Annotated in this window: 17 protein-coding genes and 1 tRNA gene; 4 read left to right on the top strand and 14 right to left on the bottom strand. The window is 59.1% G+C overall.

The window, feature by feature from the left end; all coding sequences use genetic code 11:
- Window positions 1-7 precede the first annotated feature (7 nt).
- Entirely contained in the window at window positions 8-712 is a 705-nt protein-coding gene (gene rnhA, locus SELSP_RS03070) for a ribonuclease HI (protein ID WP_006193376.1), read from the bottom strand.
- Window positions 713-764: 52 nt separating this feature from the next.
- Window positions 765-1,577: a Fic family protein gene (locus SELSP_RS03065; RefSeq protein ID WP_006193377.1), complete on the bottom strand. Its 813-nt coding sequence runs from the start codon at window positions 1,575-1,577 to the stop codon at window positions 765-767.
- A 276-nt stretch (window positions 1,578-1,853) separates the two neighbouring features.
- Between SELSP_RS03065 and SELSP_RS03060 the strand changes: the two genes are divergently transcribed.
- Window positions 1,854-1,930: transfer RNA gene (locus SELSP_RS03060), tRNA-Val, on the top strand.
- A gap of 57 nt (window positions 1,931-1,987) precedes the next feature.
- Here the strand turns inward: SELSP_RS03060 and SELSP_RS03055 are convergent.
- Both SELSP_RS03055 and SELSP_RS03050 read right to left on the bottom strand, forming a co-directional pair.
- Window positions 1,988-3,136 (bottom strand): glycerate kinase family protein, encoded by a 1,149-nt coding sequence (locus SELSP_RS03055; protein ID WP_006193378.1) that lies wholly within the window; start codon window positions 3,134-3,136, stop codon window positions 1,988-1,990.
- 63 nt (window positions 3,137-3,199) lie between these two features.
- A complete protein-coding gene (locus tag SELSP_RS03050) occupies window positions 3,200-4,126 on the bottom strand; it encodes a ketopantoate reductase family protein (RefSeq protein WP_013740639.1) in 927 nt (308 codons plus the stop codon).
- Between the two features lie 169 nt (window positions 4,127-4,295).
- On the opposite strand from SELSP_RS03050, the gene SELSP_RS03045 reads away from it, so the two are divergent.
- Complete coding sequence (locus tag SELSP_RS03045; RefSeq protein ID WP_006193380.1) at window positions 4,296-4,730, top strand: hypothetical protein; 435 nt, start codon at window positions 4,296-4,298, stop codon at window positions 4,728-4,730.
- 63 nt (window positions 4,731-4,793) lie between these two features.
- Here the strand turns inward: SELSP_RS03045 and SELSP_RS03040 are convergent, their stop codons facing one another.
- Entirely contained in the window at window positions 4,794-6,086 is a 1,293-nt protein-coding gene (locus SELSP_RS03040) for an O-acetylhomoserine aminocarboxypropyltransferase/cysteine synthase family protein (protein ID WP_013740638.1), read from the bottom strand.
- A 331-nt stretch (window positions 6,087-6,417) separates the two neighbouring features.
- Here SELSP_RS03040 and SELSP_RS03035 point away from each other — a divergent pair, with 331 nt between their 5' ends.
- On the top strand, window positions 6,418-8,211 hold the full coding sequence (locus tag SELSP_RS03035; protein ID WP_013740637.1) for a methyl-accepting chemotaxis protein: 1,794 nt from the start codon (window positions 6,418-6,420) through the stop codon (window positions 8,209-8,211).
- Between the two features lie 127 nt (window positions 8,212-8,338).
- Here SELSP_RS03035 and SELSP_RS03030 read toward each other — a convergent pair whose 3' ends face one another.
- The 9 genes from SELSP_RS03030 to SELSP_RS02990 all read right to left on the bottom strand — a co-directional run bounded on the left by SELSP_RS03030 (window position 8,339) and on the right by SELSP_RS02990 (window position 15,380).
- Window positions 8,339-9,688 carry an ammonia-forming cytochrome c nitrite reductase subunit c552 gene (locus tag SELSP_RS03030; RefSeq protein ID WP_006193383.1) on the bottom strand — a complete coding sequence of 450 codons (1,350 nt, stop codon included), beginning with the start codon at window positions 9,686-9,688 and terminating at the stop codon, window positions 8,339-8,341.
- Complete coding sequence (locus SELSP_RS03025; RefSeq protein WP_006193384.1) at window positions 9,681-10,160, bottom strand: cytochrome c3 family protein; 480 nt, start codon at window positions 10,158-10,160, stop codon at window positions 9,681-9,683. Before SELSP_RS03025 ends, SELSP_RS03030 begins: the two co-directional genes overlap by 8 nt.
- A 54-nt stretch (window positions 10,161-10,214) precedes the next feature.
- Window positions 10,215-12,314 (bottom strand): cytochrome c biogenesis protein CcsA, encoded by a 2,100-nt coding sequence (gene ccsA / locus SELSP_RS03020; protein ID WP_006193385.1) that lies wholly within the window; start codon window positions 12,312-12,314, stop codon window positions 10,215-10,217.
- Window positions 12,311-12,685, bottom strand: a complete 375-nt coding sequence (locus tag SELSP_RS03015) for a cytochrome c maturation protein CcmE domain-containing protein (protein ID WP_006193386.1) — start codon at window positions 12,683-12,685, stop codon at window positions 12,311-12,313. The genes ccsA (SELSP_RS03020) and SELSP_RS03015 overlap by 4 nt, the downstream gene beginning before the upstream one ends.
- A gap of 3 nt (window positions 12,686-12,688) precedes the next feature.
- On the bottom strand, window positions 12,689-13,306 hold the full coding sequence (ccsA, locus tag SELSP_RS03010) for a cytochrome c biogenesis protein CcsA (protein WP_006193387.1): 618 nt from the start codon (window positions 13,304-13,306) through the stop codon (window positions 12,689-12,691).
- A gap of 54 nt (window positions 13,307-13,360) precedes the next feature.
- Window positions 13,361-14,041, bottom strand: a complete 681-nt coding sequence (locus tag SELSP_RS03005) for a heme exporter protein CcmB (protein ID WP_013740635.1) — start codon at window positions 14,039-14,041, stop codon at window positions 13,361-13,363.
- Window positions 13,998-14,651: a heme ABC exporter ATP-binding protein CcmA gene (ccmA, locus tag SELSP_RS03000; protein ID WP_013740634.1), complete on the bottom strand. Its 654-nt coding sequence runs from the start codon at window positions 14,649-14,651 to the stop codon at window positions 13,998-14,000. Before ccmA ends, SELSP_RS03005 begins: the two co-directional genes overlap by 44 nt.
- A 203-nt stretch (window positions 14,652-14,854) precedes the next feature.
- A complete protein-coding gene (locus tag SELSP_RS02995; RefSeq protein WP_006193390.1) occupies window positions 14,855-15,112 on the bottom strand; it encodes a Txe/YoeB family addiction module toxin in 258 nt (85 codons plus the stop codon).
- Entirely contained in the window at window positions 15,105-15,380 is a 276-nt protein-coding gene (locus SELSP_RS02990) for a type II toxin-antitoxin system RelB/DinJ family antitoxin (RefSeq protein WP_013740633.1), read from the bottom strand. The genes SELSP_RS02995 and SELSP_RS02990 overlap by 8 nt, the downstream gene beginning before the upstream one ends.
- 170 nt (window positions 15,381-15,550) lie before the next feature.
- On the opposite strand from SELSP_RS02990, the gene SELSP_RS02985 reads away from it, so the two are divergent.
- Entirely contained in the window at window positions 15,551-17,326 is a 1,776-nt protein-coding gene (locus SELSP_RS02985; RefSeq protein ID WP_006193392.1) for a MutS family DNA mismatch repair protein, read from the top strand.
- Window positions 17,327-17,400 lie beyond the last annotated feature (74 nt).

Below are 17,400 nucleotides of genomic sequence, written 5' to 3'. Positions count from 1 at the left end.
CAAACCTTCATAAAAAGGCTTGTGCTTCTCTTTTTGCCAACATGTCGCAGATCTCATTGTACTTATGCCCCGCATGACCCTTGACCCAGCGGAAAATGATGCTTCGCCCGGCAATCAGGCCATCGAGTTCCTGCCAAAGCTCCTGATTGAGGACGGGAGTCCCGTCCGCTTTCTTCCAGCCGCGCCGCTTCCAACTGAAGATCCACTTCGTGATGCCGTTCTTCAGATACTGGCTGTCCGTCGACAGCACGATCGGCTCTCGCTTGGGCAAATGACGCAGCGCCTCGATCGCCGCCGTCATCTCCATGCGGTTGTTCGTCGTCGAAGGATTGCCGCCCGAAAGCGTCTCCATCTCCTCGCCCGGACGCACGATGCAGACCGCCCAGCCGCCCGGCCCGTTCGGATTCCGAAGGCACGAGCCGTCCGTATAGACATGGCAGAGAGATGCGTCGTCCGCCGCTTCATTCGCTCTGCCGCCCATTGCGGCGCTTTTTTTGCGCACGGGCGCACGGCGCGTCGGCGCGGCTTCCGCTTCATCGAAGAGCGCCGACAAAGGCTGCGCCGCCGTAAGCCAGGCGCGGGCTTCTGCCTCCGTCGGAAAGCTCTTGTAGCGTGCGCCGCGAAAGCCTTCTACCTGCGCGCGGCATTCCTCCCATGTAAGAAAGATTCCCGTCGCACGTCCCGCACGCACGGCATAAAATTTTTGAGCCATTTTCTTATTCACACCCAAACTTTTTTTACACTTCTTCCGAAAAGCCGTTCCGTCAATACTTCGCAGTCTCCTGTTCTCTATAGGACATCGCCAAAGCCGCCAGTTCCGGCCTCTTCCTCTGCAACTCCGGCACGTCCATGTGCAGGGAATACATCGTAAAGAACGCCTCCAATTCCCTCTCCATATTCTGCTGCAGCAACTGCAAGAACGACGTAAGACGCCCGCCCACGGAATACTCTTCCAAAGCAGCGAAATACGCGCCTCGGTTCTTCAACTTGATGGAAGTCGGTGGAAAACCCTGCGCCAGCAAATGATAGTTCATAAGAAGGCGCGCCGTCCGCCCATTTCCATCTTGAAACGGATGCATCCTGACAAACTCCGCATGAAGCCATGCCGCCTTTTCGAGCGGATCGGCAAAATCGTCATGCTCCATGCGATAGGCGAAATCCTTCATCGCCTCCCACACCTTGCGCGGATTCGGCGGCACATGACGCGCACCGCGGATATGCACGGGAATATTGCGATAAATGCCGCCGATGCCCCGCGCGGGAACGACTCTTTCATGAATGTCCTTGATGATGCCTTCCGTCAGAGGAACGTGCCGCTTCACGCAATCCTTGACAAACTGCCACGCTTCTGCGTGGCCGCGCACTTCATCCAATTCGCGCAGTGTCGTTTCCGTCGGAACAATCTTGTCGGCAAGAATCATCTTCGTTTCAATCAAGGTCAGGGTGTTTCCCTCGATGGAGGTCGAATCGTGCGTAAATTCCACGAGAAAATTTTCTTCCCAATCCTCCTTCTCAAAGTCGCTGAGTTTGGGAAAGACCTCGCAAAAAAGCTCGACCTTCTTCTCCAAACTGCCCATCACGCCTCACCTCCATCTCTTGCATCTCACAACTCCAGACATATCTCCCACATTTGTTTTCATTTAGGCGAAAACAACCAATTCATTGCTTCTCCACAAATTCCCCCCAACTCCCTGTGGATAACCAGTGAATGATTGAGCGCATTTCAAGGTTTATCCACAGGGCCACCTTTTTTATCCACAAAAAAATGTGCATAACGGCGATTTTTTTACTTTTCAGGGCTAGTCAAAGGACAAAAAATCGTGTATAATACATTTTATGTTCAACCCAATACTGCTCATGTAACTCAGTTGGTTAGAGTGTCACCCTCACATGGTGGAAGTCGGGGGTTCGAGTCCCTCCATGAGCACCAGAATCTTCGCCGCTGCGCCTCGCGCAGCGGCTTTTCTTTTATATCCGACAGGCTTTGCTATCCTTGCGCCGCCCGATAGAGCAGAAGCGCCTGCCGCACGGTCTGCCTGAGATTGCGGCACGTCGTTTCTTCCTCCATCGCTTCTGCGACCGTCATCGGCAGGTGGAGAATCGGGAAGTAGGCATCAATGCCTTCTTCGTTCACCGCCTCGGCATCGGCGAGCGCGCAGCCGCACAGCGCAATCGCCTTGAGCTTCGGACTCTTCATCTTGGCGAGCTTGGCGACGCCGACCGGCGCCTTTCCCATCGCGGTCTGCCGATCCATGCGCCCCTCTCCCGTCAGGAGGATGTCTGCGTCCGCGAGCGCCTTCTCTATGCCCAAAGCGTCGAGCACGAGCGTGATACCAGGCTTCAACTCCGCCTTGAGAAACGAGTGAAAAGCAAAGCCGAGCCCGCCCGCCGCTCCCGCGCCGGGCACCTGTGCACCCTCGATGCCAAGTTCCCTTTCCGCCAATCCGGCGAAAGCCCGGATCGCCGCATCCATTTCCTCGACGATCTCAGGCGTCGCTCCTTTCTGTGGGCCGTAGACATGCGAGCAGCCCAAGGGGCCATAGAGCGGATTCGTCACGTCGCAGGCGACGTGAATGCAGCACTCCTTGAGCGCAGGATGAAGCCCCGCAAGATCAATGCGCCGCACAGCGGCAACATCGCCGCCCGTCCTTCCCACAGCCTTTCCCTCCGCATCGAAAAAGCGTGCGCCGAGCGCCGTGAGCATGCCGAGTCCGCAGTCATTCGTCGCACTGCCGCCGATGCCGATGATGAAGTCACGGCAGCCGCGATCGATGGCGGCGAGCATGAGTTCGCCGAGTCCGTACGTCGTCGTGCGGCGCGGATCGCGCTCGCCTTCGGGCACGAGCGGCAATCCTGCCGCATCTGCCATTTCGATGACCGCCGTATGCGTCGCGGGCAGGAAGCCGAAGCGGCTCTCGACGGGCTTTTCCAAAGGACCCGTGACAGCGAGGCGCACGACCTCGCCTGAAAGTCCCTCGACAAGCGCATCGACCGTGCCCTCGCCGCCGTCTGCCAGCGGAAATACCTCCACCTCGGCCTCGGGAAACACCTCGCGTGCAGCATCGGCTGCCATCTCTCCCGCCTTCAAGGAAGAAAGGCTTCCCTTGAAGGAATCAATCGCAACGATGATTTTCATAGCTCTTCCCGTCCTTTCAGCTTTACGCCTTGAGTTCCCCTCAAGGACACTACCGCTATATTTTTATCGGATTCCCTTCGCCTTGCCCCAGTCGCTGATCTTCTTGTAGAGCGGCACGGGCACATGATAGCGTTCGCCGAGAGCGACGATGCGGTTCACGAGTCCGTCGAACTCGGAAAGTCCTCCCTTTTCCACATCGCGCTGCATACTCGTCTTGAGTCCCGGCTCGAACGCATCGATGAAGGCAATGCCCGTTGCCACGAGATCCTTCTCGAAGACAATCCCCATCGCCTTGCCGAGCGCCTCGACCTCACGGATCAGGCCGAGATACGTGTCACGCACCGCGCCTTCCTTCTGAAACGCCTCGCTCGTCGCATCGTGATAAAGCCCTGCCGCGCCCATCGGCGAGACGAAGCCGAACTTCGTCAGCGCATCGCGGCGGATGTCGAGGCTGTAGTGTCCGCGAATGTCGGCATCCTGCAGGAGCTTTTCGAGCGCCTTCGCCCTCTCCTCCAAGCACTTCGCCTGATCGGGACGGAAACCGAAGATCACGCGCAGGATCTTCTGCGGCTGCTCCAATACGCCCGGCGCCTTGAGATTGCCGAAGATGTAGATGCAGCCGTCGAGCACGGTCAACCCCGGCAAATCCTTCTGCATGACCTCGCCCGTGCCGAAGACGTTCAAGATCGGGATGATGAGCGTATCGGGGCCTGCCGCACGCTTCGCGAACGCGATGGCGTCGGGAAGCGCGTAGTACTTGCAGCAGACGAAGAGCACATCGGGCGTTTCATCGTAAGCCTCCGCCGTCTGCGCCTTCACGTTCTTGATATGGAGCGTGCCTCGATGCGCCGACTCGATCGTCAGACCGTCCTTCTGAAGAGCCTCCAAGTGCCTGCCGCGTGCAATCAACGTCACATCGTGCCCCGCGAGCGCGAGATAGCCGCCGAGCACCCCGCCCGTGCCGCCCGCGCCGAACATCGCAAATTTCATTGTAAATGCCTCCCTCCGTATACAGAAAAAAGAAAACCGCTTTTCCATTATATCATAAATCATCGAAGAGAAAATCAAACGGCACACGGAAAGTTTTTTCAGCTCTTGGGAAAATCCAATTCTTATGGTATAATAAAAGACGATTAGATAATGCAGGGAGGCTTTTGTCATGGGAGAGATACCACAGGCCGCTTGGGTCGTCATATCGATCATCGGCTTCTTCGTCGGTCAGTACGTCGTCATGGCGGTGCTGCACCATTTCGGCTATTCCATCCGCGTGCTTTCCTCGGGGAAGATGAAGAACACGTTCGTGCTGGGCTTCGCCTTCACGATGCTCGCCGCGTGGCTACCCGTCGCCGTTCTCTGGATCTTGGGGCCGCGCTTCGTCGAAGCGACGGGATATCCGCATTCCTTCATCGCGATCACGGCGACGGCGCTGACGATCACGCTCCTCTACATCGCGTGCCGCCGCACGGAAGGCGCTGTAGAGATGGTGGATGAAGAGGAGCTTGCCGCCTTCAAGGCGCGGGCGGTCGCGCGCGCGCGCGAAGAGAAGATGAAGCGCGACGCCATGATCGCCAAGGTCAGGGCGCTGCAGCGCTGACAGAAAAACTGCAAAAAAATACGGCAGAGGCTTCGCAAAAGCCCCTGCCGTATTTTCTTTTCATCAGAGCGCCTTGAATGCCTGCTCCAAATCGTAGAGAATGTCGTCAATATGCTCCGTGCCGATGGAAAGGCGGATCGTGCCGGGCGCGATGCCGCTCTTTTTCAGTTCCTCCTCGTTCATCTGGGAGTGCGTCGTGCTTGCCGGATGGATGACGAGCGACTTCACGTCGGCAACATTGGCGAGCAGGCTGAATACCTTGAGGTGGTCGATGAACTTCTGCGCCGCTTTGCCGCCGCCCTTGACCTCGAAGGTGAAGATGGAGATGCCGCCCTGCGGGAAGTAATGCTCGTAGAGCGCATGATCAGGATGCGAGGCGAGCGAGGGATGGTTGACCTTCTCGACCTGAGGATGTTTCGCGAGATAGTCGACGACCTTCAAGGCGTTCTCCACATGGCGCTCGACGCGCAAGGAAAGCGTCTCAACGCCCTGCAGCAGGAGGAACGCATTAAACGGCGAGATCGCCGCGCCCGTGTCGCGCAGAAGGAGCGCACGCAAATAGACGGCGAAAGCGGCGGCGCCGACGTCCTTCGCGAAGGAAAGGCCATGGTAGCTCGCGTTCGGCTCGACGAGCCACGGGAAGCGCCCCGATGCCGTCCAGTCGAACTTGCCGCTGTCGACGACGATGCCGCCGAGCGTCGTGCCGTGTCCGCCGATGAACTTCGTCGCCGAGTGAACGACGATGTCCGCGCCGTGCTCGATGGGACGCAGCTGATACGGCGTCGCAAACGTCGAATCGACGACGAGCGGAATGCCGTGCTTGTGCGCGACGGCGGCGACCGCCTCGATGTCGACGAGGTTCGCGTTCGGATTGCCGATGGACTCGATGTAGATGACCTGCGTGTTCTCCCGAATTGCCGCCTCGAAGGCCGCCGCGCCGCCCGCCGGATCGACAAACGTCGTCTCAATGCCGAAATCAGGGAAGGTGTGCGCAAGAAGATTGTAGGTGCCGCCGTAGATCGTCGTCTCAGCGACGATGTGCTGTCCCGCATGAACGAGTCCCTGCAGCGCTGTCGTCACGGCCGCTGCACCCGAGGCAAAGGCGAGCGCCGCGACGCCGCCTTCAAGCGCCGCCACGCGTTTTTCGAGCACGTCCTGCGTCGGATTCATGAGCCTGCCGTAGATGTTGCCCGCATCCTTCAAACTGAAACGATCCGCCGCATGCTGCGAATTGCGGAACACGTACGACGTCGTCTGGTAGATCGGCACAGCACGTGAATCCGTCGCCGGATCGGCTTCCTCCTGCCCGACATGGAGCTGCAGGGTTTCAAACTTATACTTTCTCTCGTCGCTCATCAAAATCTCCTCTTTCCTCGGGCTTGCCCGCAATACAAGAAAACATACCTGATTCATAGGTTAGGCTTATTATAGCACAATATCATACTTTGTCAATAGGTTTTATAAATCTATGTGCAGCCAGGAGTATGCACCCATTAGAAAAGAATTATCTTTCGTGTTATGGGAAGGATTTCACATTTCCATGCCGAACACATAAAAAAATAAAGGGACATAGGTCTGTTTTTTGAGAAGGTTTATTGGTAAAATCGCGTTCTACATTCATTCGCGGAAGAAACATCGCCGCAGTAGCAACATCCATGGATGGATCGTGGTTATGGGAGGGGTATGCATGTTTCATTTTGCTTCGTCGTCGCTGCGCATGAAGTTCATCATCCTTATGGTCGGAACTTCACTTGTCACCGTCATCTGTATCACCGCGCTTTGGCTACAGACGCTGCGCATGGAAGCGCAGACGCAGCTGGAAAACTATCGCACGCAGCTTCTGCAGGATGTCGACACATCCTTGAAGAACGAGACGCAGATCGTCGTCAGCTTGCTCGAAAAGATCTACCAACAGCAGCAAGCCGGCCTCTTGAGCGAGCCGGAAGCGAAGAAGATTGCCGCCGATCTCGTGCGCGACCTGCGCTATGACGACGGCAAGGGATACTTCTGGATCGATACGGCGGACGGCGTGAACGTCGTCCTCTTAGGGCGCGACGTCGAGGGCAAATCACGCATCGATCTCGTCGATCCCAACGGCGTCCACTTCATTCAGGAGATGCTGAAAAACGGCCGGCAGCCGGGCGGCGGCTACACTGACCTGAGCTTTGCCAAGCCCGGTGAGACGACGCCTCTGCCCAAGCGCAATTATACCACGACCTTCGCGCCATACCAATGGGTCTTGGGCACAGGCGTCTGGATCGACCAGATCGACGCGCTCATCGCCGCACAGAAGGAAGTCATCGATGCGGATTTTTACAGCAGCCTGCGCATGACAGTGCTCGTTTCCGTCTTGATTGAAGCCCTTTGCATCGCCTTGGCGATCTTCTTCAGCAACAAGCTGGCAACCCCTATCGCACATGTGACGAACCGCCTTGCCACGCTTGCACAGGGAGACTTCCGCCACAACGCCGCGCTTGAGACCAAGATTTCGAGCACGGACGAGATCGGCAGGATGAGCCAGGCGCTCGACACTTTGCAGCACAACGTGCGGCAGATGATGAAGCAGGCCATCGACGCGGCAGAAAAGATCACGACCGCTGTCGCCCAGCTCAACGAGAGTGCCGACCAATCCGCCACGGTCAGTTCCCAGGTCGCTTTCTCCATGTCAAAGGTGGCAGACTCGTGCAACGAGCAATTCGCGGAAATGGATCGCACGAAGGCTCAGATCGGCACACTTGAGCAGCACATGAGCGCTTTCGCCGGAAACCTCTCGCAGACCGTCGATGCCGTCGATGGAACGAACCGCGCGGCAGCACAGGGCGCGACCCGGGTCAACGAGGCCGTGCTGCAGATGCAGCGCATCGCAGAGTCCGTATCGCGTTCCGCCGAAGTCATCACTGTGCTCGGCGAAGAGTCCGATAAGATCGGCACGATTGTCGACGCCATCGCCGCCATCGCCGATCAGACGAATCTCCTTGCACTGAACGCCGCCATCGAGGCAGCGCGCGCAGGCGAGAACGGGCGAGGCTTCGCCGTCGTCGCCGAGGAAGTCCGAAAGCTCGCCGAGCAATCGAGCACGTCGGCGGACGAGATCACCGCGCTCATCACCTCGATTCAGGAAAAGGCGCAGAATGCCGTCGAGGTCATGCAGGAAGGCGCCTCCCAGGCGCAGGGCGGCACAGAAGCCGTCGACGCAGCCGGCCGCACCTTCAAGGAGATCGCCTCCATGGTCGAGCACGTCGCCAGCGAATCGAGCGCCATGGGCAGCCGCGTCCACGAATTGGAGCAGAGCACGCACAGCATACGCGACTCCGCAGAGTCGATGAACAAGATGAGCCGCAGCGTTGCCGCCGAATCGCAGACCGTATCTGCCGCGACCCAGGAGCAGACCGCTGCCGTTCAGCAGATCGCCGCCGCAAGCCACTCGCTCAACGAGATGTCGCAGGCGATGCACGCTGCCATCAGCAAGTTCAAGGTATAGGAAAGACCTCTGCATATTCCTTTGAAGGAACCCCTCTCGCACGCAAAAAGCCCGCGCGCCGCTCAAGGCGCACGGGCTTTTCATTTAGGACAGCAAGCTGTCAATCTTATCTTCGTTTATCTGCCGCTCAGAGATGATCAAACGGCTTGTCCGGCAGATTGTCCATCGGGAACGCGCCGCGCGTAGCGGCATTTGCCGCTTCGATCGCCTGATGTGCGAGGTCGATCGAGAGACCGAGCGTCCTCATGCACTGGTCGGGATTGTGGAAGCCGACGCCGTTTTCAGCCTCGACGTAGTCCCAATACCACTGCGCTTCGCGAATCAGCTCACGCGCCGGAGCGAGCTGCTCGTCCGTCGCACCGGCTTCTGCCGCCGCCTTGATGGCGAGATGTGCCTTGGCGCACGTGATGCCCGCCGTTCTCTGCAGCTTGAAAGTGTTGTCGTGGATCGTCTTGACGCGTGCGATGAGCACTTCCTTGCTTTCATCGTGGCACTTGAGGCATGCGTCCTCGACGTACTTCAACGGGCTGGAAATATAATGCGACGTGTACTTCTGCCCGTTCTTGCGCATGTACGGCATGTGGCAGTCGATGCAGGTGACGCCCGCGTCCGCATGGACGCTCGTCTTCCAAACATCGTAGTCGGGATGCTGCGCCTTGAGCATCATCGCGCCCGAGTCGGGATGCTTCCAGTCGCCCTTGAAGCCGCCCGGCAGATCGGTGCGCTTGTAGTACTCGTACATCTCTTCCGCCGTGTAGCCGTTGTCGCGCGGGAACACGACGCGGCCCTTCTTCGCCTGCTCGAAGTAATACTCCGTATGGCACTGGCCGCAGACGAGGGCGCGCTTGTCGTTGTCGCTGAGCTCGTCCCATGTCTTGCCCCAGTTGCGCTCCAGATCTTCGATCTGCGCAGGAATGACGAGACGCAGCTTCATCGTCTTGACGTCATGGCATGTCGCACAGGCGATCGAAGCGTCGTTCGGCACCTGATCGGCCAGCTCCTTGAAGCTCTTCAACGTATAGTCCCAGCCCATCGTGTCGTAGAAGACGTCCTTCGTATAGGCACTCTTACAGGTGATGCAAGAGCCTGACTGGTTGGCCTTGTTCGTGCGCAGCGAGTTCTTGACGTCCTCAAGCGCATAGACATGGCCGCGGTCATCGTCATACTGCAGGGAAAAGGCATAGCCCTTCCAGTTTTCGATCATCTCCGGTTCGTCCATGAGTCTCGAATGGACGCCGGAACTGCCATAGCCCGTCGGCGTCGGCGAATCGCTCGCCGTCATCTGATACGATTCGTATTGGAGCGGATATGCCTCCTTGAAGGCTTCCATGCCGAGATGGGCATTGTTCTCCGTCGGTATCTGAGCGAGCTTGAAGGTGCTCGACGGCTGGGCGATGCCGATGCGCACGATGACGAAGCCGAAGAATGCGACACAGACAACGATGACGCCCAGCAAGTACTTTTGCAGCTTACTCAACTTTGATCCCTCCTTCCAGGTGATTGGAGCCATGTGCCACGCTCCTGTGGCATTTCAGGCAATCGGTATTGGCGTCCATCGGACCTGCGTGGACGACTGCCATCGTCGCGCTATGACAGCGCAGGCAGTTACCGTTCACGATCTTTTCTGCGTCTTCCGAGATGCGGATCTTGGCAGGATAGTCGCGCTTCAGCTCGTGGTAAACGTCGATCATGCCGCTTCGTCCCTTCTCGACGAAGTACGCCGTCATGCTGTCGTGCGGCAGGTGGCAGTCCACGCACTCACGTTCTCGATGCGACGATTCCATGAACGTCGCCTTCTCCATCTTCATCGCATGGCACTGTCCGCAAAATGCGGGAGAGCCGGAAAACGACAGCCCCGCCGAAGTGCAGACGGAAAAGATGACGCCTGCGGCGAAGCCTCCGATGATGCACTTCAGCGTGTTCTTCTGAAAGAATTCCTTTGCTTCCAATCCCCTTCCCTCCTTTCCATAACCAAAGGGGTTCGTCTCCTCAAAAATATATGCCTAGCATCTCCTCCTTAGGGCGCACGATGTGCCGAAAAAGGTGAATGCCGCACCGAGCCACAGAAGCCAGAGCAGCGGTTTTTCGCTGACGGACGCCGTCAGCGGCAGCCGTGCTTCCTCCTCGATTGCCGGCAGTATTTGCAGCATGATGCTCTTCCTATCCTCGGATATGCCCAAGAGGCGCAATCGTCTCTTGCCATCGAGGACGGCGAAGGATTCCGTCGTCGCCTTCATGCCCGCCGCCGTCAAGCTGACTTCGGCGAGGTCAACGGTCTCGCCGTCGGTGACGGCGATGTCCGCGAGAAAGAGGCGGCGACCCTCATCATCGGGCTCCTCTTCTTCCATGACATGCTCCAGACGGTAGGCTACATCTCCCTCCAAAATGGCCCTGCCGCGCTGCAGCACGATCTCGTGACCGACGGCCGCAGGTGAGGGAGCGATGTAGATGTCGCCCGCCGCGCCGTGCGCGATAGCAGGCTCTCTCGCCGCATCCTCGCCGCTCGCGCTGAGTTTCGTCAAGGCGCGCACTTCCTCGCCGTCGACGCGGAACACATACTCCTTCTCCCTGCGGCTCTCCGAAAGTTCCATGCCCTCGTAGAGAATCGAGTTTCTGCCGAAGGACTGCGGCTCATCCGGCACGAACTCAAGTGTCGTGCTCGTTCCCGCCGCGGCGAGCGCCATCGTAAAAAGAGCCAGAGCCGCGCCCGCGTGTGCGACGGCTGCGGCAAGGCGAAGTGCACCGCCGCGCCAAGCGAGAACACTCGCAAAAGCGGCGACAGCCGCAGCGCCCGCAAGGACAAGCGAGGAGACTTCTCTGACGCCTGCGAGTCCTGCCGCCGCCGCACCTACAAATATAGCGCCGATGAGCGCCTTTGGCAGCGACACCTGACCCTCGCCATAGTGCAGCAAGGAGGCGGCTGCCATCGCAAGCAGCATACAGATGGCGAGCGGCAGGCTCGTCTTGACGTAGAAGCCCGTGTCGACGGCGGCAGAATCGCCGCCAAGCCCTGTGAGAAGCGGCATCGACATGCCGATGAATACGATGATGGCGAGAAAGGTCAGGGCAAGACAGCCGAGCAAGAGGAAGAATTCGCGGCTTCGATGCGCCGGGTACGGAGAGCCTTTGGGGAACTTTCCCGCACGCCAGACGAGAAGCGAAAGTCCCGCCAGCGCTACGATCGCATCGACGGCGACAAGCCAGAGGCCGACGCCCGTGCCGCTGAAAGAATGCACGGAGAAATCGCCCAAAAGGCCGCTTCGCGCGAGGAACGTGCCGTAGAGCGCGAGCGCATAGGAGAAGATAGCAGAAAGATGCGCGAGTGCGAGATTCGTCGGGCGCACGCGAGCGGCAGAGAGCAGGTGGACGAGGACGCCCGCAGCGAGCCACGGCACGAGCGAAGAGTTCTCCACGGGATCCCAGCCCCACCAGCCGCCCCAGCCGAGCACCTTGTACGCCCAGAAAGCACCGACGAAGATGCCCGCACCGAGGAGCGCCCAGGCGACGAGCGCCCAGCTTCGCGCAAGTGCGAGCCACGCCGTGCTGTCCGCCTTTTCAGACAGCAGCGCCCCCAAGGACGCCGCATACGGCACGGCGAGCAGTGCGTAGCCAAAGAACACGAGCGGCGGATGAATCGCCATCCACGGGTCTTGCAGGAGCGGATTCATTCCCGCGCCGTCAGCAGGCGCATAGCCCTCCGTCACAGCGAACGGACTGTAGAAGAGGACGAGCGCCGCCAAAAGAGCCTGCAGGAAGAAGAACACGGCCTGACCTGCGTTTCCGAGCCGTGCGCGAAGGGCGAGCGCCGCGCCCGCCGCCGCATGGAAGAAGAGCCACAAGAGGAATGAGCCTTGCTGTCCTGCCCAGAAGGCGGAAATCTTGTAGACGAGCGGCAGATCGAGCGAGGAATAGCTCCACACATAGTCGATGTCGAAGCGATCGTGCAGAATCAGCCAGAAGAGCCATGCGCTCGCCAAGACCGCCGCGAAGAAGGAAGCGAGCGCGAGCGCCTTGCCCGCAGCCGCCTTTCCGCGCATCCATGAAAATGCTGCCGCCATCGCAAAGATGAGCGAGAGTACGAGGAATGCCGTGCCGGCTGTCATAATGAACCGCCTTTTATCTTTTCATACTTCGACGGACACTTGATGAGCAGCCGATCCGCCTCGAACGCGCCGTCCTTGTACGAACCGACGGCGACGATGTGATGCGCCGAGCGAAATTGATCAGGCTCTGTGCCGTGATAATGCACTTCCATTTTTTCTCCTGATTCATCGACGAGTCCGAAGACGAAATCCTTCCCCTTCTGCGCGGGTGCGGGAGCATCCGGATCGAGCAGCCCCTTGACCTGCACGGAGCCGTGCGCCGACCGCGCCTCAGCGATGTCGACATAGGGCGTGATGCTGTCGGCGAACGCCCAGCCCGCATAGAGGACGAAGAGGGCGATGAGGCCGAAGAGCACATACGATTTTTTCATGCGTCAGTCCTCCTTGACAGACCGAAAGAGCAGTGCGAAATAGAGCAAGGTCGCGTCGATAAGACCGAGCGCGAGCACGCCGAGCATCAACGGCTCCATCGCCACATGTGCGCCGCTGTTCAACAGCGGCTCGGGATGCAGCGAGAAGTAGAGGCGCGGCAGAAGGAAGACGAGGAACGGCACGGTCAGAAAAGAAAAGAGCGAGTAGACCGCCGAGACGAGCGCACGCCCGCGGTTTTCGGGCACAGCCGAGCGCAGCGTGAGATATGCGCCGTAGATGAGGATGAGTACGAAGATCGTCGTCTGGCGCGGATCCCAATTCCACCATGCGCCCCACGAAAGGCGGCTGAAGAGCGCGCCCGTCGCCGTGGCGAAGATCACGAAGAAGAAGCCCAGCTTCGCCGAGCGTGCGCTCAGCGCGTCGAAGCGCTCCTTGCGACATCGCAGGAAGCGAAGCGCCCACCACGCACTCAGAAGAAAGGCGAGAACCGAGACCCACGCCGCCGGAACATGGAAGAAAACGAGGCGCACATAGTCGCCCAAGCCTTCTGCGGGCGGCACGAGGAAGAACACAGCGGCGAAGAGCGCTGCTGTCAGCACGATGATGAGGACGCGAAGCATAGATTCACCCCTTGTTCTTGAAAGAATCGGCGAGCATTCTTTTTCGCCGCCGTTTCAGATTTCCTGCCATACGAAGTCGAAGAGCCACGAGGCGCCGAGCGTCAGGATCATGTCGTAGAGCGCCATCGCACCGAGCAGGGAAGAGGACGGCAGGAGGGAGCTGAAAAGCTCTCCCGTGAGATTGAGCGCGGGCAGGAACACGGGCAAAACGACGGGCAGCAGCAGCACGGAAAACAGTCCGCTCTTCGCGCCCGCACCGACCGTCAGCGCCGAGACGATGACGCCCGCCGCCGCCAAACCCCAGATGCCCAAGAATACGACGAGGAGAAAGACCATGGCGGCGAAGAAGTCCGCCAGCGAAAAGCCGAGAAAGACTTGAAAGAGCGCTAGGTCAAAGACGGCGAGTGCTACGAGCATGAAGAGCGTGTAGCAGAATTTGCCGACGAACACCGCCTGCGCTCCGGCATAGATGCGCAGGGCGAGCAGCGTGCCGCTCGCCGCCTCTTCGTAGAACGCCCGGCCGACGCCCGCCTCCGCCGAGAAAAACAACACGACCCACAAGAGTCCCGCCGCTACCTGCGGCTCAGGCGGCGCACAACGAAGCGCAAAGGAAAGCGCCGCGATCGCCGTCAACGAAAACATGAACATCGCCGCCCAAGAGGAGCGGCTGCGCATGGCACAGGCGACCTCCCTACGAAAGATGAGCCGCGCCCCCTGCAATGCAGATCCTTGCATCGGCAGCCACCTCCTCTTTTTGCTCGTTCGTCGCCCAGAGCACGAGCCGGCCTTCTGCCGCCGCTTCACGCGCGAGCGCGGCGAGAAGCGTGCGCCCTTCCTCATCGAGGTTCGCGCCCGGCTCGTCGAGCAGCCAGAAGGGCGCATCCGCGCCGAGCAGCACGGCGAGCTTCAGACGCTGGCGCATACCTGTCGAGAAGCTTGCCGTCTGCATCCGCCAATCTTGCGCCCCCTTGAGTCCCACGCGCGCGAGGAGCGTCCGTCGCGCCGCATCGGAAAGCGCAATACCGCGCAGTCCGAGGAAGAAGTCGAGGTTCTCCGCCGCCGTCAGCAGCGGGTAGAGCGAAAGCTCGGGCGAGAGATAGGCGAGATTCGCCTGCCACGCCGCTCCCTCGGCCTCTCCCGCCGCCGTCTGCAGCGCGACGCGCCCTTTTGTCGGACGCAGAAGCCCCGCCGCCAGGCGCAGGAGCGTGGACTTGCCGCTGCCGTTCGGCCCGCGCACGCTGGCGACGATGCCGCCCGCAAGCTGGAAAGAAAGCCCCCGAAGCACGCTGCGTCCCGCGAAGGATATGCCCGCATCCTCGAAGGAAAGCGTCAAGGAATTTTCCAACGGCAGCACACTCCTTCGCACTTCGTCACAATAAGAAATGTTATCGATTTAATTTATCTTATGATATGAATATATTATATCATAATTTTTTCCATACGCCAGCGATTTTTTATGATTCTCTATGATTTTGTATCAAAAAACCGCACTTTTGAAACAAATGCATCGCCGAAGCTTAGGCAAATCATTTCAAAAATGCGGTATTGTCAATCGTAGTGACCTTTACAGGACAAAATCTCCAACGAATCTCGCGACACCCGATAAAGCAAACGATTCTTCTCATCAATTCTCCGACTCCAAAAACCGCTCAACTCTCCTCTGAGCGGCTCAGGCTTGCCGATTCCCTCGAACGGGTGACGCTCGACATCCTTAAGCAGCAGGTTGATCCGTTTCAAGGTTTTCTTGTCCTGCATCTGCCAAGCAATGTACTCTTCCCACGCATCGTCCGACCAAACCTTATTCATCGCCTGCAACCTCGATCAAATCGTGCTGCACGCCTTTTCCGGCATCAAGCTGCGCAATGCCGCGACGCAAACGTGCCAGGCTCTTCTCCGAATAGAGCGAATCCGTCAGAGGAGCGGCTCTCAGTTCAAACGGAATCCTGCGCTCCCGCGCGACGCGCCGCGCAAAGATCAAGATAGCGGAAGGCGCAGAAAGTCCGATATCCGCACACACTTCTTCAAAATTCGATTTCAAATCATCGTCCATGGATACAACAATATCCTGTGCCATTCGACGCACCTCCATAATCTTTATTTCTTTCATTATATACCATTGCCAGTGAATCCTCAAACAAAATCCCTCGCGAATTCTGCGGCTGAGAACTGGACGCAGATGCGTTTCACGCTTATAATATAGGGAAAGACGGATTACATATCGGTTAAAGACGAGGACGATGCTTTATGAACAAAAATTTCTTCCAAGCGGCGCGAGAGACGGATCTCGCCGAGAAGCGGCGGCTGGATCGGCGCGGACAGATGCTTTCCTGGCTGCGCCTCACGACGTTCTTCCTGTGCCTTCTCGCGCTCGCCGCCGCCTGGGACACGGGCGCACTTGAGATATATCTCGTCGCCGTCGCGCTCGCCTGCTGCTTCACCGCGCTCCTGCGCCGTCACGGCAAGCTCTTCGAACAGCGCCTGCTCTTGGAGAGCCACATCGCCGCGCTTTCAAACTTCCTCGCACGATTTTCGGGGGAGTGGCACAACTTTCCTGTGACGGGCGCGGAATATCTGAAGGACGAATTGCCACAGGCGCAGGATCTGAGCCTCTTCGGCGCTGATTCCATCTACCAGTACCTTTGCGCCGCACGCACGAAGGCGGGGCGCGATAGCCTCGCCGACGCGCTCTCCCCCTTCCCTGCTGATCTCGCGCTTGCAAGGAAGAGGCAAAAAGCCGTCGAGGAACTGATCACCCGCCCCAGGCTCGTCCTCGACCTCACGGCAGCAGCCGCTCTTCTGCCTGACGGGCACGATACAAAGCCGCTCCTCACAGCGCTGCAAAGAAATACAGAGAAGCCCTACGCGGGCACGGTCTTCATCGCGTGGGTTCTTCCCGCCGCCCTCGCGCTCGCCATCGTCGGCGCATCGCTTTCTCTCATCGGCTGGACGATGCCCGCCATACTCGTGCTGCTGCAGTTCCTCATCGCCTTCGCGCTCGGCAGGCGCACGGCATCCGCGCAGAAGCCGCTCGCCGCCATGCACCGCGAATTGCGCCTCTACGAGCGTCTCTTTTCGCGCCTCGAAGATGCGACATTTCAAAGCCCGCACCTTATCGCACTGCAGACGCAGCTCAAGGCGGGCGGCGCCGCGCGCTCCCTGCGCCGCCTCGCCGTCCTCGCCGATCATGCGCACACGCGTCACAACCTCATCTTCCTGCTGCTCGCCAACGCCTTCTTCCTCAGCGACCTGCACTTCGCGCACCGCATCGCACACTGGCAGGAAAAGGCCGCCGCGCACCTCGGCGACTGGCTCGCCGTCTGGGCGGAAACCGAAGTGCTCCTCTCCCTCTCGACCGTGGGACTCGTGCGCGAAATGTATGCGTTCCCCGAACTCCTCGAAGACGCTTCGCCGCGCCTCGAAGCCAAGAACTTGACCCATCTCCTGATTCCCGAGGAAAAGGCTGTGCCGAACGACATCGACGCGACGGCAGGCACGCGCATCATCACGGGATCGAACATGTCGGGCAAGACGACGTACCTCAGAACCGTCGCAAGCGCCTGCGTCCTCGCCTACGCGGGCGCCCCCGTGCCGGGCGAGCGCTTTCGCCTCTCGCCGCTTCACATCTTCACCTCGATCCGCGTGACGGACGACGCGGCGCACGGCCTTTCCACCTTCTATGCCGAAATCCTGCGCATCAAGAGCATGATGGCGTTCAAGGAAAAGCGCCTGCCCATGCTCATCGTCATCGACGAAATCTTCAAGGGCACGAATAGCGCCGATCGCCTCATCGGCGCAAGAGAAGCCATTTCGCGCCTCACAGGCGCGGACTTCATCACCCTCGTCTCCACGCACGACTTCGAGCTTTGCGAGATCGAAAGCGACGCCGCTCCCGTAACGAACTGGCACTTTGAAGAAAGCTACGAGGACGACAAGCTTCTCTTCGACTACAAGATCAAAGAAGGACGCTGCACGACGCGCAACGCTCAGTATCTGCTGAAGATGGCGGGCATCATGGAGTGATGCGCGAAAAGCCTTGCCAGCCGCGCCTTCGTCTGCTATGCTTATAGCCTGCACGCACACGCCCCGCTTTGCGG

The sequence above is a fragment of the Selenomonas sputigena ATCC 35185 genome (assembly GCF_000208405.1).
GTDB classification, from domain to species: domain Bacteria; phylum Bacillota; class Negativicutes; order Selenomonadales; family Selenomonadaceae; genus Selenomonas; species Selenomonas sputigena.
Note: the sequence above shows the minus strand (reverse complement) of the source record. Positions and strands in the feature narration are given on the sequence as shown.

What these genes read in the sequence shown, in the direction of transcription:
- SELSP_RS03055 (WP_006193378.1), bottom strand. Translation starts at nt 3,136, where the DNA reads ATGAAAATCATCGTTGCGATTGATTCCTTCAAGGGAAGCCTTTCTTCC.
- ccsA (WP_006193387.1), bottom strand. Translation starts at nt 13,306, where the DNA reads ATGCTTCGCGTCCTCATCATCGTGCTGACAGCAGCGCTCTTCGCCGCT.
- SELSP_RS02995 (WP_006193390.1), bottom strand. Translation starts at nt 15,112, where the DNA reads ATGAATAAGGTTTGGTCGGACGATGCGTGGGAAGAGTACATTGCTTGG.
- rnhA (WP_006193376.1), bottom strand. Translation starts at nt 712, where the DNA reads ATGGCTCAAAAATTTTATGCCGTGCGTGCGGGACGTGCGACGGGAATC.
- SELSP_RS02985 (WP_006193392.1), top strand. Translation starts at nt 15,551, where the DNA reads ATGAACAAAAATTTCTTCCAAGCGGCGCGAGAGACGGATCTCGCCGAG.
- SELSP_RS02990 (WP_013740633.1), bottom strand. Translation starts at nt 15,380, where the DNA reads ATGGCACAGGATATTGTTGTATCCATGGACGATGATTTGAAATCGAAT.
- SELSP_RS03005 (WP_013740635.1), bottom strand. Translation starts at nt 14,041, where the DNA reads ATGCAAGGATCTGCATTGCAGGGGGCGCGGCTCATCTTTCGTAGGGAG.
- SELSP_RS03040 (WP_013740638.1), bottom strand. Translation starts at nt 6,086, where the DNA reads ATGAGCGACGAGAGAAAGTATAAGTTTGAAACCCTGCAGCTCCATGTC.
- SELSP_RS03035 (WP_013740637.1), top strand. Translation starts at nt 6,418, where the DNA reads ATGTTTCATTTTGCTTCGTCGTCGCTGCGCATGAAGTTCATCATCCTT.
- SELSP_RS03015 (WP_006193386.1), bottom strand. Translation starts at nt 12,685, where the DNA reads ATGAAAAAATCGTATGTGCTCTTCGGCCTCATCGCCCTCTTCGTCCTC.
- SELSP_RS03050 (WP_013740639.1), bottom strand. Translation starts at nt 4,126, where the DNA reads ATGAAATTTGCGATGTTCGGCGCGGGCGGCACGGGCGGGGTGCTCGGC.
- SELSP_RS03045 (WP_006193380.1), top strand. Translation starts at nt 4,296, where the DNA reads ATGGGAGAGATACCACAGGCCGCTTGGGTCGTCATATCGATCATCGGC.
- SELSP_RS03065 (WP_006193377.1), bottom strand. Translation starts at nt 1,577, where the DNA reads ATGGGCAGTTTGGAGAAGAAGGTCGAGCTTTTTTGCGAGGTCTTTCCC.
- ccsA (WP_006193385.1), bottom strand. Translation starts at nt 12,314, where the DNA reads ATGACAGCCGGCACGGCATTCCTCGTACTCTCGCTCATCTTTGCGATG.